The sequence below is a fragment of the Rickettsia endosymbiont of Urophora cardui genome (assembly GCF_964030725.1).
Lineage (GTDB): Bacteria > Pseudomonadota > Alphaproteobacteria > Rickettsiales > Rickettsiaceae > Rickettsia.
The window spans coordinates 199,115-216,510 of the sequence record NZ_CAXIPY010000006.1 but is presented as its reverse complement, the minus strand read 5'-3'; the positions used below and the strand labels follow the sequence as shown (position 1 = coordinate 216,510).

Here is a 17,396-nt window from a genome sequence, read left to right as displayed (position 1 = left end):
TTTAAATCGATCAATATTAAACTGAAGTTTTGACAAAAATTCTAATTTTTCTGACTAAAGTAAAAATTTATATTTAAAGATGAAGAACTCGGCCGCAAGCGACCGAGTTTCAAAACAGGTTAAACTGCTTTGTTTCTTTTTCAATTTTATCCATTGTGTTTAGTTGATTTCGTACATATTCACGAATTACCTCATCATTAAAGTTACCTACAGTTTCTACAAAAAAACTTTGCGTCCAAAGTTTACCACCCCAAAAATATTTACGTTTTATTTGTGGATAAAGCTTAAAAAAATTTCTTGCAGATATGCTTTTTATTATTTGCATAATATACGACGGAGAAACTTTTGGCTTAGATTTTACTACCATATGAATATGATCAGTAGGTATCTCTAACTCCACTATTTCTATATTATAATCGTAACCAATCTTCTTTATTATTAACCTTAAGCTTTCTCTATAAGGTTCAATCAACACTTTATGACGATATTTTGGTATCCACACAAAGTGATACATGATTCTAAAAACATGATGACTATTACGCCTCAATTCCATTCTACTAAATTATAATATGCCAACGCTTATATTATAACGCTATCCATCTAGGGAGCAAGCTCCCTAGATTTTCGCTATGCGGTTAAATATTTAGTGCTTTTATCAGCTTAAAAGCGATATTTCTACAATTTAATAAAAATTTTTTGTCAAAACTTCAGTAATTATATACCCGCACCATACTCATATTTTATGATTATGTCAAACAAAACATTAACATAATTAACTTTTTGGTATATCACAAGCGTGTAAATCCTGTTTCAACTTGAATGTATTATTTTTATTCAAAATTGTACGATAAATCTGAATATTTTCAAGAACTCTTTGAACATAATCTCTTGTTTCTCGGTAAGGTATCAGTTCCATCCAATCAATAACTTTTCTCATATCCTTGATATTCCTTGGATCACCAAATCTATCTATCCATTTTGCAACATTGTGACTGCCAGCATTATAAGAGGCAATCGATAAAATGTAAGATCCACGATGATCACCCAGTAATTGTTTAAAATGATGAGTACCAAGTTTAATATTATATGCAGGATTTCTAGTTAAATCTGCTACACTACATTTAAGACTTATAGATTTAGCGGTTTCACAAGCAGTTTTATCAATAAGCTGCATTAAGCCCCTAGCATTTGCACTACTTACCGCTTTATGATCGAAAACAGATTCTTGCCTAATAATCCCATAAGCTAAATGAGGGTCAATAGGAAGCCCTGTTAGATTATAAGGAGTTGGGAAAGCACAATTTGGAATGAAAATATTATTTTGAACAGCAATTTTTGCTACATCAACCATATAGTTAGCATTATTAGTTGACTTAATAATATTTGTGATTACTAAAATTTCAGCAGGGTTTTTAGTCTCTTTAATAGCAGCTTTAGAATATATAACAGCTAATTTATTTTTATCATATTTAACTAATAATCTTATTGCTTTAATAATATCTTTATTTTCAATACTCTTTCTTTCTTCATTACTAACTATAGGTACAGGAGGCAATACTAAATTAGTTTTATTTAACTCAATATTTGCTACCTGACCATAAAAGGTAAAAGAGTATTTAGCAGCCTGCTCGTAAAATTGTTTAGCAGTTTGTTTATTACCTTTTGCTTCATAACTTCGTCCTAACCAATAATACCCACGTGCTAAACTAATCGGAGTTTTAACAATTTTGATAAATTTATTAAAATGTGCTAATGCCTGATCAGGCTTCTTTAAAAAGCTTAGAGATAACCATCCAGCCATCCACTCCTGCTCTCTTATCGTTTCAGGACAGGTAGCAAAAGGCAATGATGCTATTTTATAGCTATGAGCAAAATCTTTATAATCGATAAACTCACGAGCATAGTAAAGCTGCAAGCGACACCATTTAGCAAAATGCTTACGATTATTCTTTGCTTTCTTAAATAAAGTAATAATTTCGCCAGTTGGTTTTTGCTTTTTCTTAGAATCTAAATAACGATATAACAAACCAGAAGTATAATATTTTTCAGGGACTTGTCTGAAAAGCTTTTCAGCATTTGGCGATTTATTTATAATAGCAATTTGAGCTCTAAAGGAGTTGTGATAATTACGATCTACATATTTTAGTGATTGCTCAGCTGATCTAATATCAGACTTCCAAAGATGTTCTTCGATTCGTTCTAAATTATCATTGGTAGTTAAATATTTCTGCCATCTGCTATAATATGCACTTTCTGCTTCAGGGCTAAAATCAGCATATATCCAAGCATCTTTAATAATAGGTAATAATATTTTTTGATCATTAACTAAGCTACTTGCAACTAACGCATAATATTTATAACCTTTACCAGTAAGAGGCGGATGCTTACTAAACCATTTAAAAATTGTTTTTTTATTTGTATTACTATTTAAGTATCTTTCTGCTTTTTCTTCTAATAGCTTACCTTGAGGCCAATTTGGATTATCGCACAAAAACTTAATTACTTGCTCAAAGCTATTATTCGGATAATCGCTATCTAAAAATCTTTGCGAAACAACAATTTTTGTTAAAGCTTTGTTATTTAATTCCCTAGCTAACTGCTCTGCCTGTGACCAATTTTTTTGATCTACATATAAAAAAACTTGCTCAATATTATTGTCAGGTTCAGCAAATACTTTAAAATTTGCTGCTAATAAGAGCAAAATAATAATTGGTAATTTTTTTATTATTTTCATATTTTTTAAATATATTAAGTTTTTCCTATCATCCCGTGATTTATTCGGCATGGCCAGCGTGGATTGAAAAATGTCCTATATGTTATTCCTGCGAAAGCAGGAATCCAGTATAAAGCGAGCTAAATTGAGCTTTTAATTTTAAACTGAAGTTTTGACAAAAAATTTTTAATGATGCTCCTCGCAGCAGAGCTACGAGGTATCTAAAAAAGTTTTAGTTGTTTCTTATGATATCACGAAGCAGAGCTTCGGGGAATTAAACCCTGAGAGATTAAAAAAAGTGGCGAGTGTATCAATCTATAATTTGTATTATATATCAAATAATTTACTTTAAATTGTAGAAATATCGCTTTTAAGCTGATAAAAGCACTAAATATTTAACTTTAAATATAAATGTTTACTTTAGTCAGAAAAATTAGAATTTTTGTCAAAACTTCAGTTAAAAATTTGCTGTATTTATGCTTTTTTTCTGGATTCCTGCTTTCGGCAGGAATGATATCGGAACCACGCAACAATGCCCACTCGCAATGACGATTTGGTATAGCTTATTTCACTAAGGTCCTTACATGGTGGTAATGTTTAATATGTCATAAGGCATCCCACAAATTTAGTGTCAGTATCTTAATGGATTAAGCTATATCCACGCGCGGGGCAATCCTTAAGCGGGAATGATATTAGAGCCACAAGCAACTAGATGACAATTAAATATTGATAGTTCTTTTATCCACCCCAAGAGCTGCTTCTCTGATTGCCTCGCTTAAAGTTGGATGGGCGTGGCAAGTTCTTGCTATGTCTTCTGCAGCTGCACCAAATTCCATATAAGCCGTAAGCTCGGCTATTAGAGTTCCTGCATCAGCCCCGATAATATGAGCTCCTAGCACCTTATCAGTTTTACTATCGGCAAGAATCTTCACCATCCCTTCAGTTTTACCTACTGCTCTTGCCCTACTATTGGCTAAGAATGGGAACTTACCCACTTTGTAGCTAACGCCTTTTTCTTTTAATTGCTCTTCAGTTTCACCAACGCTTGCTACTTCGGGGGAAGTATATATTACGCTTGGGATCAGGTTGTAATTTACATGACCCGCCTGCCCTGCCATAATTTCGGCGGCAGCTATCGCCTCTTCTTCAGCCTTGTGTGCAAGCATAGCACCTTTTACAGCATCACCAACTGCGTAAATATTTGGTACAACAGTTTGAAAATGCTCATTAATCTCAATTCTACCTTGTTTATCTGTATTAATGCCAACAGCTTCAAGACCTAAATTTTGTGTGTAGGCTTTTCTGCCGACCGCCATAAGTACTACATCCGAAGTTATTACAGAGCTTTTACCACCCTCTTCTATTGTAAGGTTAACTTTACCGGATTTTACTTCTGCAGATAATACTTTAGTCTTTAGCTTAAACTCTATCCCTTGTTTCAGTTGAAGCTTCATAAATTGGCTAGCGACTTCTTTATCAAGCATTGGTACAATACTATCAGCATATTCTACTACTGTTACTTTAGAACCTAGACGCCTCCAAACCGAGCCAAGCTCTAAGCCAATATAACCACCACCAACTACTATTAAATTTTCAGGCACTTTTGAAAGCTTTAAAGCACCGGTCGAAGAGACGATAAATTCTTCATCAATTTTAATATTTGGGATTTCTATTACACTAGAACCGGTAGCAATTAGGATATTTTTAGCCGAAATCTGCTCGCCACCTACTTCAATAATATTATTAGATATAATTTTAGCTTCACCTTTTATTCTAGTCATTTTGTTCTTAGCAAATAAACTTTCTATACCTTTTGTAAGATCTGAAACCACTTTATCTTTATTAGCGAGCATTTTTTGTAAATCTAGCTTCACTTCCGCAGTAATACCAATATTCTCAAAATGCTTTAAAGCTTCTTCATATTTTTCAGAAGAATTAAGCAGTGCTTTAGAAGGTATACACCCTATATTTAGACATGTACCACCAAGTGTATTATTTTTTTCGATACACGCTACTTTCATACCAAGTTGTGCGGCTCTTATACTACCAGTATAACCAGCAGGACCGCTTCCTATTACTACTAAATCAAATTCTTGCATATATACCTTATAAATATTACAATAACTGTATGTCCTTTATGTCATTTCAACATCCACGTCATTGCGAGGAGCATAGCTTTGAGGCAATCTCAGGACGCTTGACGGCTCTGTCTCATCAATTGTGTAAATTTCGTGAACCATTAAATTCTACCATCAAATTTGATCATAAAATGAGCCATAGCTTCATTCCAATTGGGGATAGGCATAGACCATTTTTTGGTAATATAATCAATTGTCAGATATAAAACTTTAAATACTGCGTCATCATTTGGAAAGATGCGTTTATTCTTAGTAACTTTTCTCAATTGGCTATTCAGCGATTCTATCGCATTTGTAGTGTAAATAATCTTACGAATCTCCTTTGGATATTGCAAGAAAATTATCAAATTATCCCAATTATTATACCAAGATTTAGCTATATGCGGATATTGCTTACTCCATTTTTGATCAAATGACTCAAGAGCTAATTCTGCTTCTTTTTCAGTAGCAGAAGTATAGATTAGTTTCAAATCCGCTGCTAATTGCTTTCTATCTTTATATGATACATATTTGAGGCTATTCCTGATCTGATGGACAATACAAATTTGATGTTCACAGGAGTTTCGCACTTAGCAAAATTGTGTATTAGTTAGAAGCCATTTAATGTTGTTCTGAATTGATGTTTTTATAACTTCCCAAGTTTGTTGATATAAAGTAATGTTTTCATTTATCCTCCTTTTGTTCATATCAAGCCAGGCCAATACAGCAAGGCAAATATGATTTCTTTGAGCTCGACCCGTGCGTGCCTGACAGCATTCAATACCACAAGTTTGTTTCAATTCTCGATGATAAACTTCTATAGACCAACGCGCCTTAACAATTTTCTCTATTTGCTCACGTGTAGGATTCTCTAAATTAGTTGTTATGTAATCAATGCGACCATTTTTTGCCACAAACTTAAATACCGTAACCCAACCGTATCCACGTAGGTGAATTTTTAGCCCTTCATCGGGAATCTCTAAAGTTTCCAAGCTAACATTACGATTAACTTTTCTATTTTTTCTTAGGTTGGTAACCCATATCCAACCTAAATTACGTATATGTTTTAAATTATCCAAACCACTATACCAAGCATCCATAACTATAGCATCAGGCTTGATACCTCTTTCTTTAGCTAAAGTAAGCATATCACAAAAATGCTCGTTCTTTGTTTTACCATCAGTTTCTTTATCATATATTCTATAATCTACAGGAGTAGATTGATCAATTTGAGTATTGTAATGCAGTAAGTTTACCATTCCTATACCAGGTATAACATCATGTACAGCCCCAGAATATTGATAATTTACAAGCTCGATCCTCTTACTGTATTGCTTTGACAATAAGGTGTCATCTCCCACTAATAAACAAGGATCTTCCAGATCAATATATTTTGACACTTTGCTATAGATTTCGCTAGGGCGAAAATCCTTACTCTTTAACCATCGACTTGCACTATCGTGCGATAGATCTAATGGACTTACTTCAGATAATGCTTTGCTAGTATATCTTACACTACTTGCTTGTAAGAATGATTTATATAAATCTTTGCTACATTTTGATCTTGTCATTTTTATCTAAAACTATTTTTCTCTAGATTAGCATATTATTTGCTAAGTGCGAAACTCCTGTTATCCATAAGCCTAAAATATCCTTTCTGCCAGATAAATCTATTCCTAAAGCTACATAGTCCGTCCGCCAAAACTCTACAAGCCTTATAGATAATATGGTTTTAAGACAAGAAGTAATACAACAATCCGTAAGAAAATGATAAAATATGGTCATAAACCTTATGGATTTCAGTCAATGCCAATAGACAACATTATCAAATCGCAAGAACAAGGGAAACTGTTTGGTTATAAATTAAAAGAAGAATTAAACCCAAATAATAAGCTATATAAATTAAGAGAATGGTAAATTCCAGTATTAATTAAGCCAGATTTATATTTTCTTCCCATACCTCATTGGGTGTTTTATAACCGAGCACTTTTCTTGGTAAATTATTTAAAAAATCCTCAATTTCTTGTAATTGCTTTATTGTTAATTTTTTTATATCTAAAGATTTAGAGTATACTCTGTGCACCATTGAGTTAATCTTCTCTATCAATGGTTTTGGCCATGGAGAATAAGGATTGCAAAAATATACTTTTCGTTCAGATTTTGGCAATAGTTGTTCATGATTGGTAAATTCTTTGCCATTATCTAACGTTATGCTTTTGATTATATGCGACAATTGTTTAAGTTTTTTATTCATGTTACCAATCACATCTTGTGTTCTTTTTGAACGGTTTAAAGTGAGAAACACTTTTTGTGTTCTGATATCCACAAGAGCGCCTATATTACGACTTTGATTACCTTTGTTAAAAGTTAAATCACCTTCTAAATGACCTATTGCTGCTATCTTTCTATTTATCTCTGGTCTTTCAGTAATGGAAACTCGATTTGGTATTGTAATTCTTTTGTTTCTGACAGGAGTTTCGCACTTAGCAAAAAGTATGTTAATCTAGAGAAAAATAGTTTTAGATAAAAATGACAAGAACAAAATGTAGCAAGGACTTATATAAATCATTTTTACAAGCAAGTAGTGTCAGATATACTAGCAAGGCATTATCTGAAGTGAGTCCAGTAGATCTATCTCACGATAGTGCAAGTCGATGGTTAAAGAGTAAGGATTTTCGTCCTATAGCTAACGCGAAAAGGTTTTTACCATAGTTTTTGTATTTACTCACATATTCACCAGATCTAAATCCTATTAAACATTGCTGGACTAACTTTAAAAACTGTTTACATAAAATTATTGATCAATGCCTAAGTTTTTCCTAATCTGTGGTAGAAACATTTCCGTGTTAGCTATAGCGAAATCTATAAGGAAGTGTCAAAATATATAGATTGGGAAGCACCGTGTTTATTAGTGGGGGATGACACCTTATTATCAAAGCAATACAGTCAGAAGATTGAGCTTGTACGTTATCAATATTCTGGAGCTGTACATGATGTTATACCTGGTATAGGAATGGTAAACTTACTACATTACAATACTAAAATTGCTCAATCTACTCCCGTAGATTATAGAATATATGATAAAGACACTGATGGTAAAACAAAGAATGAGCATTTTTGTGATATGCTTACTTTAGCTAAAGAAAGAGGTCTCAATCCTGATGCCATAGTCATGGATGCTTGGTATAGCGGGTTGGAGAATTTAAAACATATACGTAATTTAGGCTGGCTATGGGTTACCACCCTAAGGAAAAATAGAAAAGTTAATCATAATGTTAGCTTGGAAAGTTTAGAGATACCCGATGAGGGGCTAAAAATTCACCTACGTGGATACGGTTGGGTTACGGTATTTAAGTTTGTGGCAAAGAATGGTCGCATTGATTACATAACAACGAACTTGGAAAATCCCACACGTGAGCAAATAGAGAAAATTGTTAAGGCACGTTGGTCTATAGAGGTTTATCATCGAGAATTAAAACAAACTTGTGGTATTGAACGCTGTCAGGCACGCACGGGCCGAGCTCAAAGAAATCATATTTGCCTTGCAGTATTTGCCTGACTTGATATGAATAAAAGGAGGATAAATGAAAACATTACTTTATATCAACAAACTTGGGAAGTTATAAAAACATCAATTCAAAACAATATCAGATGGCTTTTAACTGATTCGCAACTTTGCTAAGTGCGAAACTCCTGTCTGATTCTTGTACCATGATGCAACCTATTTTTCCTTTTTCTTGCTAAAGATAAATATAATTTTTGCCTTTGTGCTATAGGAGATGTATAAATAAACTGGTATATACTCTCTGTAGAAATATTGACAGTATCTCGTGATAGTTTACGTCTACCTGAAATTATATCTGGTGAAATACCCTGTGTTAACTGCTTTATTATTTCTGCTCGTAAATTATTATCAATATCTAATTTTCTTTTTCTCTTACCTTGCCTTAAACTGCAAGCAAGTGTGTTAGCCCTATCTGGTCTATAATTATGCCTCATTCTCTTGAGTTCATAACATATAGTGCTTTTATCACGGCCAATCTTTGTCCCTATATATCGCGAGCTATAACCACTCTTATTCATTTCGTATATTTTAAATCTTTCATCTATCGTTAAATGAGCCATGATATATCTATATTTAAATGATGCTCCTCGCAGCAGAGCTACGAGGTATCTAAAAAAGTTTTAGTTATTTCTTATGATATCACGAAGCAGAGCTTCGGGGAATTAAACCCTGAGAGATTAAATTCTACCATCAAATTTGATCATAAAATGAGCCATAGCTTCATTCCAATTGGGGATAGGCATAGACCATTTTTTGGTAATATAATCAATTGTCAGATATAAAACGGCTCTGTCTCATCAATTGTGTAAATTTCGTGAACCATTAAATTCTACCATCAAATTTGATCATAAAATGAGCCATAGCTTCATTCCAATTGGGGATAGGCATAGACCATTTTTTGGTAATATAATCAATTGTCAGATATAAAACCTTAAATACTGCGTCATCATTTGGAAAGATGCGTTTATTCTTAGTAACTTTTCTCAATTGGCTATTCAGCGATTCTATCGCATTTGTAGTGTAAATAATCTTACGAATCTCCTTTGGATATTGCAAGAAAATTATCAAATTATCCCAATTATTATACCAAGATTTAGCTATATGCGGATATTGCTTACTCCATTTTTGATCAAATGACTCAAGAGCTAATTCTGCTTCTTTTTCAGTAGCAGAAGTATAGATTAGTTTCAAATCCGCTGCTAATTGCTTTCTATCTTTATATGATACATATTTGAGGCTATTCCTGATCTGATGGACAATACAAATTTGATGTTCAGTTTTCGGATATACTGATGCAATAGCATCAGACATACCAGTTAGATTATCACTACAAGCAATTAAGATATCTTTTACTCCTCGATTCTTCATTTCAGTAAAATTACCGAGCCAAAATTTAGCTCCTTCATTCTCACTTATCCATAAGCCTAAAATATCCTTTCTGCCAGATAAATCTATTCCTAAAGCTACATATACTGATTTATTAATAATAAGTTTATCTTGTCTTACTTTCACTACTAAACAGTCAAAATATACTATAGGGTATACTGATTCAAGAGGTCTACTCTGCCAAATCTTGACCTCATCTATTACTTCATCTGTAATCCTGCTGATTAGGCTCTCACTGATCTCAGCTCCATATAATTCTTGCAATTGTGTTTTAATATCAGACACACTCATACCCTTCGCATATAAGGATATTATCTTTTGGTCTAAGCCATCTATTCTTGTTTGTTTCTTTGAGACTATTATAGGTTCAAATTTACCTTGTCTGTCTCTTGGAACATTTAGCTCTATAGTACCATTCTCACTAATCAGATTCTTACTAAAACTACCATTCCTCGCATTCTCAGTTTCAGCTCTATCATACTTGCTATAACCTAAATGTTCTGACATCTCAGCATGCAGTGCTCGCTCTAAAATACCCTTGGTTAATTCCTTAATTAATCCATTCTGACTTAGTACTGTTTTTAAATCTACTCCACCTTCTATCAGCAAATCTATTGCTTCATTTATTTTTTTATTCTTCTCTATTTGCATTTCTGTTACCTATATTTTTAATTACTTCTAATATAGGCTCAACAAAAATTTACACAATCATTGCAAAAGACTCAAAAATTAACATAACTTATTAATTTTTATTGAAAATCTTAGCAATTTGTTGTCAAAACTCTATCCCATTACAAATGATCAGGATTTGAAGTGTTTTTGGCGGATAGACTATCTAACGTTATGCTTTTGATTATATGCGACAATTGTTTAAGTTTTTTATTCATGTTACCAATCACATCTTGTGTTCTTTTTGAACGGTTTAAAGTGAGAAACACTTTTTGTGTTCTGATATCCACAAGAGCGCCTATATTACGACTTTGATTACCTTTGTTAAAAGTTAAATCACCTTCTAAATGACCTATTGCTGCTATCTTTCTATTTATCTCTGGTCTTTCAGTAATGGAAACTCGATTTGGTATTGTAATTCTTTTGTTTCTGATTCTTGTACCATGATGCAACCTATTTTTCCTTTTTCTTGCTAAAGATAAATATAATTTTTGCCTTTGTGCTATAGGAGATGTATAAATAAACTGGTATATACTCTCTGTAGAAATATTGACAGTATCTCGTGATAGTTTACGTCTACCTGAAATTATATCTGGTGAAATACCCTGTGTTAACTGCTTTATTATTTCTGCTCGTAAATTATTATCAATATCTAATTTTCTTTTTCTCTTACCTTGCCTTAAACTGCAAGCAAGTGTGTTAGCCCTATCTGGTCTATAATTATGCCTCATTCTCTTGAGTTCATAACATATAGTGCTTTTATCACGGCCAATCTTTGTCCCTATATATCGCGAGCTATAACCACTCTTATTCATTTCGTATATTTTAAATCTTTCATCTATCGTTAAATGAGCCATGATATATCTATATTTAAATGATGCTCCTCGCAGCAGAGCTACGAGGTATCTAAAAAAGTTTTAGTTGTTTCTTATGATATCACGAAGCAGAGCTTCGGGGAATTAAACCCTGAGAGATTAAAAATTGATTATATCTGGCTTAATTAATTATAGAACTTTCCGATATATTAGTACTGTGACATTATGACTCTTATGTATATAACTGCTTTCTTCCATTCAAGTAGTATATCACGAAGCAGAGCTTCGGGGAATTAAACCCTGAGAGATTAAAAATAACTATTTCGAGTCATGATTTACCACAAGTGATGCAAAATATCTCTATTGAAAAAAATATCCAGATACCTAATTTATATCACATTACAAGTTATACTGAAAATTCTATGCCTCTTGTTGAAACGTTAGGTATTAACGATGCGCATTGTTCTAAAGCAATATTGGTATGAAGAACTCGGCCGCAAGCGACCGAGTTTCAAAACAGGTTAAACTGCTTTGTTTCTTTTTCAATTTTATCCATTGCGTTTAGTTGATTTTGGTATCCACACAAAGTGATACATTATTCTAAAAACATGATGACTATTACGCCTCAATTCCATTCTACTAAATTATAATATGCCAACGCTTATATTATAACGCTATCCATCTAGGGAGCAAGCTCCCTAGATTTTCGCTATGCGGTTAAAGGTTTTAATATAAATAGTAAATTATTGCTATAATTTGCTATTTATGACGCTTATTTTAGCATCAGGTGGGAGGATATAAAGTGGTTCTATAGCACTATTTAATTCCGCCTTATTTATAAGCATACTTGCTACATATCTACAAATAATAAAAGCTTTAACTCTAGCAAAGCGTGGCAGAATTATTATATGCGGCAGATTTTTAACTTGAGTATATATAAATTCAAGACCACTACCGCAACAAACTATATTCCTTTTCTCATACTTAAGCAGACCTATAGCATAATCAAAATCTATTAATAACGGTTCTTCTGTTTTACCTGATTTATCCAAAATCTGTAAATAGAGCTGACTACGATAGGCGTTTAAGAATACATATATTTGATCGTAATCTTTAACCTGCCCTATAGCTCTAAAATAAGCATGCTCAAAATTACTAACCGCTACTCCTTTAATATTCTCTTTGGCAAATAATATACCTTTAGCCGCAGCAAGCCCTATCCTAATTCCTGTAAAACTACCAGGACCGTTTGTTACTGCTAGATAATCCAGCTCATCATACGAACACTGAGCAGCTTTCATTACTTGTTCTATCATCGGCATTAGATTTTCTGCCTGCATAGATGGACGTAATTCTTCCGCATACGCTAAGATATTGTCGTTATCTGAGAGTGCTACCGATGCCGTATTATTTGCCGTATCAAATGCTAGAATTTTCATGAGTTATAATGACTAAATTTATATACCGCAGATACTTCAAAAGTTGGTAAGTCAAATAAGTGGTGAGTCTGCGGAACGTAGATAAACTACGTGAGCAAAGACGAATCCCGAAATTTGACTTATACGAAGATCAACTTCAAAAAGAGCAAGGAGTTCATAAGACGAGGAGCGACAGCAGTTACTTAATACGTGAGCATCGCAGTACTTATAGAACGACGTAGCCAATTTTTGAAGTTCTATAGCTAACACGGAAATGTTTCTACCACAGATTAGGAAAAACTTAGGCATTAATCAATAATTGGTAAATTCCAGTATTAATTAAGCCAGATTTATATTTTCTTCCCATACCTCATTGGGTGTTTTATAACCGAGCACTTTTCTTGGTAAATTATTTAAAAAATCCTCAATTTCTTGTAATTGCTTTATTGTTAATTTTTTTATATCTAAAGATTTAGAGTATACTCTGTGCACCATTGAGTTAATCTTCTCTATCAATGGTTTTTGCCATGGAGAATAAGGATTGCAAAAATATACTTTTCGTTCAGATTTTGGCAATAGTTGTTCATGATTGGTAAATTCTTTGCCATTATCTAACGTTATGCTTTTGATTATATGCGACAATTGTTTAAGTTTTTTATTCATGTTACCAATCACATCTTGTGTTCTTTTTGAACGGTTTAAAGTGAGAAACACTTTTTGTGTTCTGATATCCACAAGAGCGCCTATATTACGACTTTGATTACCTTTGTTAAAAGTTAAATCACCTTCTAAATGACCTATTGCTGCTATCTTTCTATTTATCTCTGGTCTTTCAGTAATGGAAACTCGATTTGGTATTGTAATTCTTTTGTTTCTGATTCTTGTACCATGATGCAACCTATTTTTCCTTTTTCTTGCTAAAGATAAATATAATTTTTGCCTTTGTGCTATAGGAGATGTATAAATAAACTGGTATATACTCTCTGTAGAAATATTGACAGTATCTCGTGATAGTTTACGTCTACCTGAAATTATATCTGGTGAAATACCCTGTGTTAACTGCTTTATTATTTCTGCTCGTAAATTATTATCAATATCTAATTTTCTTTTTCTCTTACCTTGCCTTAAACTGCAAGCAAGTGTGTTAGCCCTATCTGGTCTATAATTATGCCTCATTCTCTTGAGTTCATAACATATAGTGCTTTTATCACGGCCAATCTTTGTCCCTATATATCGCGAGCTATAACCACTCTTATTCATTTCGTATATTTTAAATCTTTCATCTATCGTTAAATGAGCCATGATATATCTATATTTAAATGATGCTCCTCGCAGCAGAGCTACGAGGTATCTAAAAAAGTTTTAGTTGTTTCTTATGATATCACGAAGCAGAGCTTCGGGGAATTAAACCCTGAGAGATTAAAAATTGATTATATCTGGCTTAATTAATTATAGAACTTTCCATTTTATGTAAACAGTTTTTAAAGTTAGTCCAGCAATGTTTAATAGGATTTAGATCTGGTGAATATGTGAGTAAATACAAAAACTATGGTAAAAACCTTTTCGCGTTAGCTATATCTGAGTATTTACCAAATCTTGAAGTATCAAAGGTATACTCCTGTAGAACCGAAGCCGCCACTACCTCTTGCAGTCTCTTCAAGAGTTTCGCTTTCTTTCCATGATATACGCTCATATTTTGATATTACCATTTGAGCAATTCTCATACCTTTTTCTATAACAAAGTCATCTTTACCTAAATTAATAAGAATAACTTTTATCTCACCACGATAATCAGCATCAATAGTACCAGGGGAATTAGCAACTGTAATGCCATTTTTGGCGGCAAGCCCTGAACGTGGTCTTATTTGGGCTTCGAATAATTCCGGTAGTGCAATAGCTATACCAGTTGGAATTAGCTGTATCTCACCTGCTTTTATAGTTATAGGTTGCTCGTTTGCTGCCGTTAAATCCATACCAGCACTATGATCCGTAGCATATTCAGGCAATTTGCCGAAAAAATTATCTAATTTCTTAATTTTAACTTGTGTTATAGTCATGTTACTTTATATCAAATTTATCGTTAATAATCTTATTTTCAACTGCATTAATTAAGGAGTCAGCAAAATTATCAGTGAGTATTTTACTTGCCATACCGAGCTTTCTTTTAATCCATGGCTGTTTAGCACAAAGATACTGAAATTTAATATTATCACCAAATTTAGCTTTCATAGTACTATACATATCGCCAAGGTCATCAATTAAACCATAATCAAGAGCTGTTCGTCCTGCCCAGAATTCGCCATTAAATAAAATATCGTCTTGTTGAGTTAATTTACCGACTCTTCTTGTTTTTACATAATCAACAAAATGCTCATAAATTTGCTTTTGTAGATCTTTAATAATTTTTACATCCTCTTTGTTAATAGGTTTGAAAGGATCTAAAACTGCTTTATTTTTCCCCTCTGTATAAACTCTTCTTTCTATTCCAAGCTTATTAATTGCCTCATGGAAGCCAAAACCACTTGAGACTACACCGATACTACCTATAATCGAGCTATGCAAAGCATATATTTGATCACCAGCACAAGCTAGCCAATAACCACCTGAGGCGGCCATATCTTCTATAAAGCTATAAATTTTGATTTTATGCTCTTTAGCAAGCGTGCGGATACGTTTTGCAATAAGTTCCGATTGTACAGGCGATCCACCTGGGGAATTGATAATAAGACACAAAGCTTTTAGCTTTTTTATTTTAAAAGCTTTTTCTATTAGCTCATTTAGTGGCTCTAAAGTAAGCCCTGACTGCACAGTACTAACTTTACCTATAACGCCGTTTAAACGTAAAACGGCAACTACTTCTTTAGAATCACCAAAGATCGAAGCCAATAATTGCTCTAATTTACTTATCTGAGGTTTAGCTATTATTGGTTCAAACTCTGCATTCGCAATAGTTGATTTATTTACTTCGTTCATTATCTTGCTCATTGTTATCGTTTGGTGCTTCTTCATCCGGTGTTTCTAAAGGATTTATTAGGTCTTTTACTGTTCCTTTTTTTATAGGCTGCAAAGGTTTTGCTGGTTTATTCAAAGATTGCCCATTATAGCTATTTTTAGGTTCTGGATAATTTCCTGGTATAGCAGATAAAATAGTTTCCCTAATTTTTTCATCATACCAATTGGTATTACCAATAAAACTAGTTACTATTTTACCATTTGGATCTATTAATATGCTTGTAGGTAAACTAATTACTCCTAAAGCCTTAAATAGCTGATTTCTATAATCTTGATAAATTGGTAAATATCTTATCTGGTAACTTTTATAATACTCTATAATAACTTTTACGTCTTGATAATCTTCTGAAACTGGAATCACTGAGAAGGACAACTTTCTAAAATCTTTCTGTAATGTATCAAGATCGGGCATCTCTTTTACACAATTAGCACTCCAAGTAGCCCAAAATACTAATAATATAGTTTTTCCCTCAAACTGATCAAGAGAATATTGATTTTTTTCTTCATCAAAAAAAATTATATCATCAGGAATATTAGAGCCATTCTTAGGATTTGCATAAATTTTAGGAGTAAAAACTATTATTAATAATAACAATACTGTAATGGTCAAAAAATATTTATTATAATTACTTAAACCCATAAAATAATTTATTATTGTAATGAAAAAATTTGATTTCGTTGTACTTTTACTTTTATGCACTATGTTATGTAGCTGCGGCATAAAAAAACCTTTAGAACCACCGACTGATGTGTCATCCCGCGGCTCGATCTCGGGATCTTAGGATATATATTTGTAACACGAAATCCCGTGGAAAAGCGAATAGTACCGGATAGTTTTATTCCATGTCATTCCCGCGGAAGCGGGAATCCAGCATAAAACGAGATAAATCGAGCTTTTAGTTCTTAAAGCTTGCTGTATTTATGCTTTTTTTTCTGGATTCCCGCTTCCGCGGGAATGACATATAAGGTCACCTACACCTGAATAAAATATAACATTTTTTTAAAACTGTCCTGTATTATTGGTCAAGCCACGGGATGACATTATATCAATATCTCTTCAATGTTGTACCTTGTAATACTAAGTCAAAACAATATGATTGTAAATGTTGTTGAGGCTCAATCAAAGCGGGATTAATCTCACCACATTCATTGCTACATATATTTTTATTAGATAAATCTAAACGTGTGTCTAATGTTTTAAGATCTGCATGCTCTACTCTTATATTAACACTTTTTAGATTACCAGCCGATTTATAAGGTAACATGCTGACAAAGTAATATTCTCCTTTATTATTAGTGGTAGCAGTACCGCTACCAGTAAAGCTAGAATCTTTTTTACCGGTAAATCTGCTTTTATCAACACGTGTTTTTAAAGGTTCATAAGGATACTTACCACCGCTACCTGCTTGCCATAAATAAACTTTAGCATCTGCAACTGGCACACAATTCTGATCCAGTACTATTCCTTTAATTATGACTTTTTCACCATAAAATCTAGATATCTGCCCTGTCTTACGTAATAAATTATTGGTAGGCTCAAAAACTTTTGGTTCATAATCATTAAATATATTTCTTGTAATTTTACAACGATTAAGCTTATTAGGATAGCCTTTGGAAGCAGCAAATATATTTAATGTCCAGAAACATAAAAAACAAAATATAAATTTTTTCACTTTTCACCACTTTATTTTTTGTTATTTT

At 32.9% G+C, this 17,396-nt stretch carries 14 protein-coding genes and 5 pseudogenes; 4 read left to right on the top strand and 15 right to left on the bottom strand.

The genetic code is table 11. From position 1 onward, the window contains the following. Positions 1-109 precede the first annotated feature (109 nt). The 5 genes and pseudogenes from tnpA to AAHI98_RS08705 form a co-directional block, all read right to left on the bottom strand. On the bottom strand, positions 110-553 hold the full coding sequence (gene tnpA, locus AAHI98_RS08725; protein WP_342225661.1) for an IS200/IS605 family transposase: 444 nt from the start codon (positions 551-553) through the stop codon (positions 110-112). A 219-nt stretch (positions 554-772) separates the two neighbouring features. Continuing rightward, positions 773-2,734, bottom strand: a complete 1,962-nt coding sequence (locus AAHI98_RS08720; protein ID WP_342226147.1) for a lytic transglycosylase domain-containing protein — start codon at positions 2,732-2,734, stop codon at positions 773-775. Positions 2,735-3,432: 698 nt separating this feature from the next. Then, positions 3,433-4,812: a dihydrolipoyl dehydrogenase gene (gene lpdA, locus AAHI98_RS08715; RefSeq protein WP_342225660.1), complete on the bottom strand. Its 1,380-nt coding sequence runs from the start codon at positions 4,810-4,812 to the stop codon at positions 3,433-3,435. A gap of 140 nt (positions 4,813-4,952) precedes the next feature. Next, positions 4,953-5,399 (bottom strand): annotated as a pseudogene (locus AAHI98_RS08710) (IS256 family transposase); the annotation flags it as partial. Positions 5,400-5,420: 21 nt separating this feature from the next. Continuing rightward, positions 5,421-6,401, bottom strand: coding sequence for an IS701 family transposase (locus AAHI98_RS08705; RefSeq protein WP_342224656.1), 981 nt, complete (start codon positions 6,399-6,401; stop codon positions 5,421-5,423). A 196-nt stretch (positions 6,402-6,597) separates the two neighbouring features. Here AAHI98_RS08705 and AAHI98_RS08700 point away from each other — a divergent pair, with 196 nt between their 5' ends. Next, on the top strand, positions 6,598-6,747 hold the full coding sequence (locus tag AAHI98_RS08700) for a hypothetical protein (protein WP_342225659.1): 150 nt from the start codon (positions 6,598-6,600) through the stop codon (positions 6,745-6,747). A 13-nt stretch (positions 6,748-6,760) separates the two neighbouring features. On the opposite strand, the pseudogene AAHI98_RS08695 reads toward AAHI98_RS08700, so the two are convergent. Then, positions 6,761-7,306: pseudogene (locus AAHI98_RS08695) on the bottom strand (IS30 family transposase); the annotation flags it as partial. Positions 7,307-7,359: 53 nt separating this feature from the next. Between AAHI98_RS08695 and AAHI98_RS08690 the strand changes: the two are divergent. Together AAHI98_RS08690 and AAHI98_RS08685 are read left to right on the top strand one after the other, a co-directional pair. Beyond that, complete coding sequence (locus AAHI98_RS08690) at positions 7,360-7,542, top strand: hypothetical protein (protein ID WP_342225658.1); 183 nt, start codon at positions 7,360-7,362, stop codon at positions 7,540-7,542. 142 nt (positions 7,543-7,684) lie between these two features. After that, positions 7,685-8,512, top strand: a pseudogene (locus AAHI98_RS08685) (IS701 family transposase); the annotation flags it as partial. Between the two features lie 8 nt (positions 8,513-8,520). Here AAHI98_RS08685 and AAHI98_RS08680 read toward each other — a convergent pair. The 8 genes and pseudogenes from AAHI98_RS08680 to AAHI98_RS08645 form a co-directional block, all read right to left on the bottom strand. Then, positions 8,521-8,955 (bottom strand): annotated as a pseudogene (locus AAHI98_RS08680) (transposase); the annotation flags it as partial. Positions 8,956-9,217: 262 nt separating this feature from the next. After that, positions 9,218-10,432: an IS256 family transposase gene (locus tag AAHI98_RS08675; RefSeq protein ID WP_342224662.1), complete on the bottom strand. Its 1,215-nt coding sequence runs from the start codon at positions 10,430-10,432 to the stop codon at positions 9,218-9,220. A gap of 143 nt (positions 10,433-10,575) precedes the next feature. Further along, positions 10,576-11,307, bottom strand: a pseudogene (locus tag AAHI98_RS08670) (IS30 family transposase); the annotation flags it as partial. Between the two features lie 707 nt (positions 11,308-12,014). After that, positions 12,015-12,704 carry a tRNA (adenosine(37)-N6)-threonylcarbamoyltransferase complex dimerization subunit type 1 TsaB gene (gene tsaB, locus AAHI98_RS08665; protein ID WP_342225655.1) on the bottom strand — a complete coding sequence of 230 codons (690 nt, stop codon included), beginning with the start codon at positions 12,702-12,704 and terminating at the stop codon, positions 12,015-12,017. Positions 12,705-13,022: 318 nt separating this feature from the next. Further along, positions 13,023-13,985, bottom strand: coding sequence for an IS30 family transposase (locus AAHI98_RS08660; protein ID WP_342224646.1), 963 nt, complete (start codon positions 13,983-13,985; stop codon positions 13,023-13,025). A gap of 302 nt (positions 13,986-14,287) precedes the next feature. Beyond that, on the bottom strand, positions 14,288-14,740 hold the full coding sequence (gene dut / locus AAHI98_RS08655; protein WP_341792335.1) for a dUTP diphosphatase: 453 nt from the start codon (positions 14,738-14,740) through the stop codon (positions 14,288-14,290). 1 nt (position 14,741) lies between these two features. Then, positions 14,742-15,656: a S49 family peptidase gene (locus AAHI98_RS08650; protein WP_342225654.1), complete on the bottom strand. Its 915-nt coding sequence runs from the start codon at positions 15,654-15,656 to the stop codon at positions 14,742-14,744. Next, positions 15,640-16,335 (bottom strand): TlpA disulfide reductase family protein, encoded by a 696-nt coding sequence (locus AAHI98_RS08645; RefSeq protein ID WP_342225653.1) that lies wholly within the window; start codon positions 16,333-16,335, stop codon positions 15,640-15,642. Before AAHI98_RS08645 ends, AAHI98_RS08650 begins: the two co-directional genes overlap by 17 nt. A gap of 19 nt (positions 16,336-16,354) precedes the next feature. Here AAHI98_RS08645 and lptM point away from each other — a divergent pair, with 19 nt between their 5' ends. After that, positions 16,355-16,477 (top strand): LPS translocon maturation chaperone LptM, encoded by a 123-nt coding sequence (lptM, locus tag AAHI98_RS18140; protein ID WP_410526224.1) that lies wholly within the window; start codon positions 16,355-16,357, stop codon positions 16,475-16,477. 264 nt (positions 16,478-16,741) lie between these two features. On the opposite strand, the gene AAHI98_RS08640 is transcribed toward lptM, so the two are convergent. Beyond that, the gene (locus AAHI98_RS08640; RefSeq protein ID WP_342225652.1) at positions 16,742-17,368 is read right to left on the bottom strand and encodes a dioxygenase family protein; all 627 of its coding nucleotides are present in this window, start codon (positions 17,366-17,368) and stop codon (positions 16,742-16,744) included. Between the last annotated feature and the right edge of the window lie 28 nt (positions 17,369-17,396).

Bases quoted from the DNA above. Each gene is read 5' to 3' on its own strand.
- tnpA (WP_342225661.1), bottom strand. From the start codon at position 553: ATGGAATTGAGGCGTAATAGTCATCATGTTTTTAGAATCATGTATCAC.
- AAHI98_RS08675 (WP_342224662.1), bottom strand. From the start codon at position 10,432: ATGCAAATAGAGAAGAATAAAAAAATAAATGAAGCAATAGATTTGCTG.
- dut (WP_341792335.1), bottom strand. From the start codon at position 14,740: ATGACTATAACACAAGTTAAAATTAAGAAATTAGATAATTTTTTCGGC.
- AAHI98_RS08645 (WP_342225653.1), bottom strand. From the start codon at position 16,335: ATGGGTTTAAGTAATTATAATAAATATTTTTTGACCATTACAGTATTG.
- AAHI98_RS08705 (WP_342224656.1), bottom strand. From the start codon at position 6,401: ATGACAAGATCAAAATGTAGCAAAGATTTATATAAATCATTCTTACAA.
- lptM (WP_410526224.1), top strand. From the start codon at position 16,355: ATGAAAAAATTTGATTTCGTTGTACTTTTACTTTTATGCACTATGTTA.
- lpdA (WP_342225660.1), bottom strand. From the start codon at position 4,812: ATGCAAGAATTTGATTTAGTAGTAATAGGAAGCGGTCCTGCTGGTTAT.
- AAHI98_RS08700 (WP_342225659.1), top strand. From the start codon at position 6,598: ATGATAAAATATGGTCATAAACCTTATGGATTTCAGTCAATGCCAATA.
- AAHI98_RS08690 (WP_342225658.1), top strand. From the start codon at position 7,360: ATGACAAGAACAAAATGTAGCAAGGACTTATATAAATCATTTTTACAA.
- AAHI98_RS08660 (WP_342224646.1), bottom strand. From the start codon at position 13,985: ATGGCTCATTTAACGATAGATGAAAGATTTAAAATATACGAAATGAAT.
- AAHI98_RS08650 (WP_342225654.1), bottom strand. From the start codon at position 15,656: ATGAACGAAGTAAATAAATCAACTATTGCGAATGCAGAGTTTGAACCA.
- tsaB (WP_342225655.1), bottom strand. From the start codon at position 12,704: ATGAAAATTCTAGCATTTGATACGGCAAATAATACGGCATCGGTAGCA.
- AAHI98_RS08720 (WP_342226147.1), bottom strand. From the start codon at position 2,734: ATGAAAATAATAAAAAAATTACCAATTATTATTTTGCTCTTATTAGCA.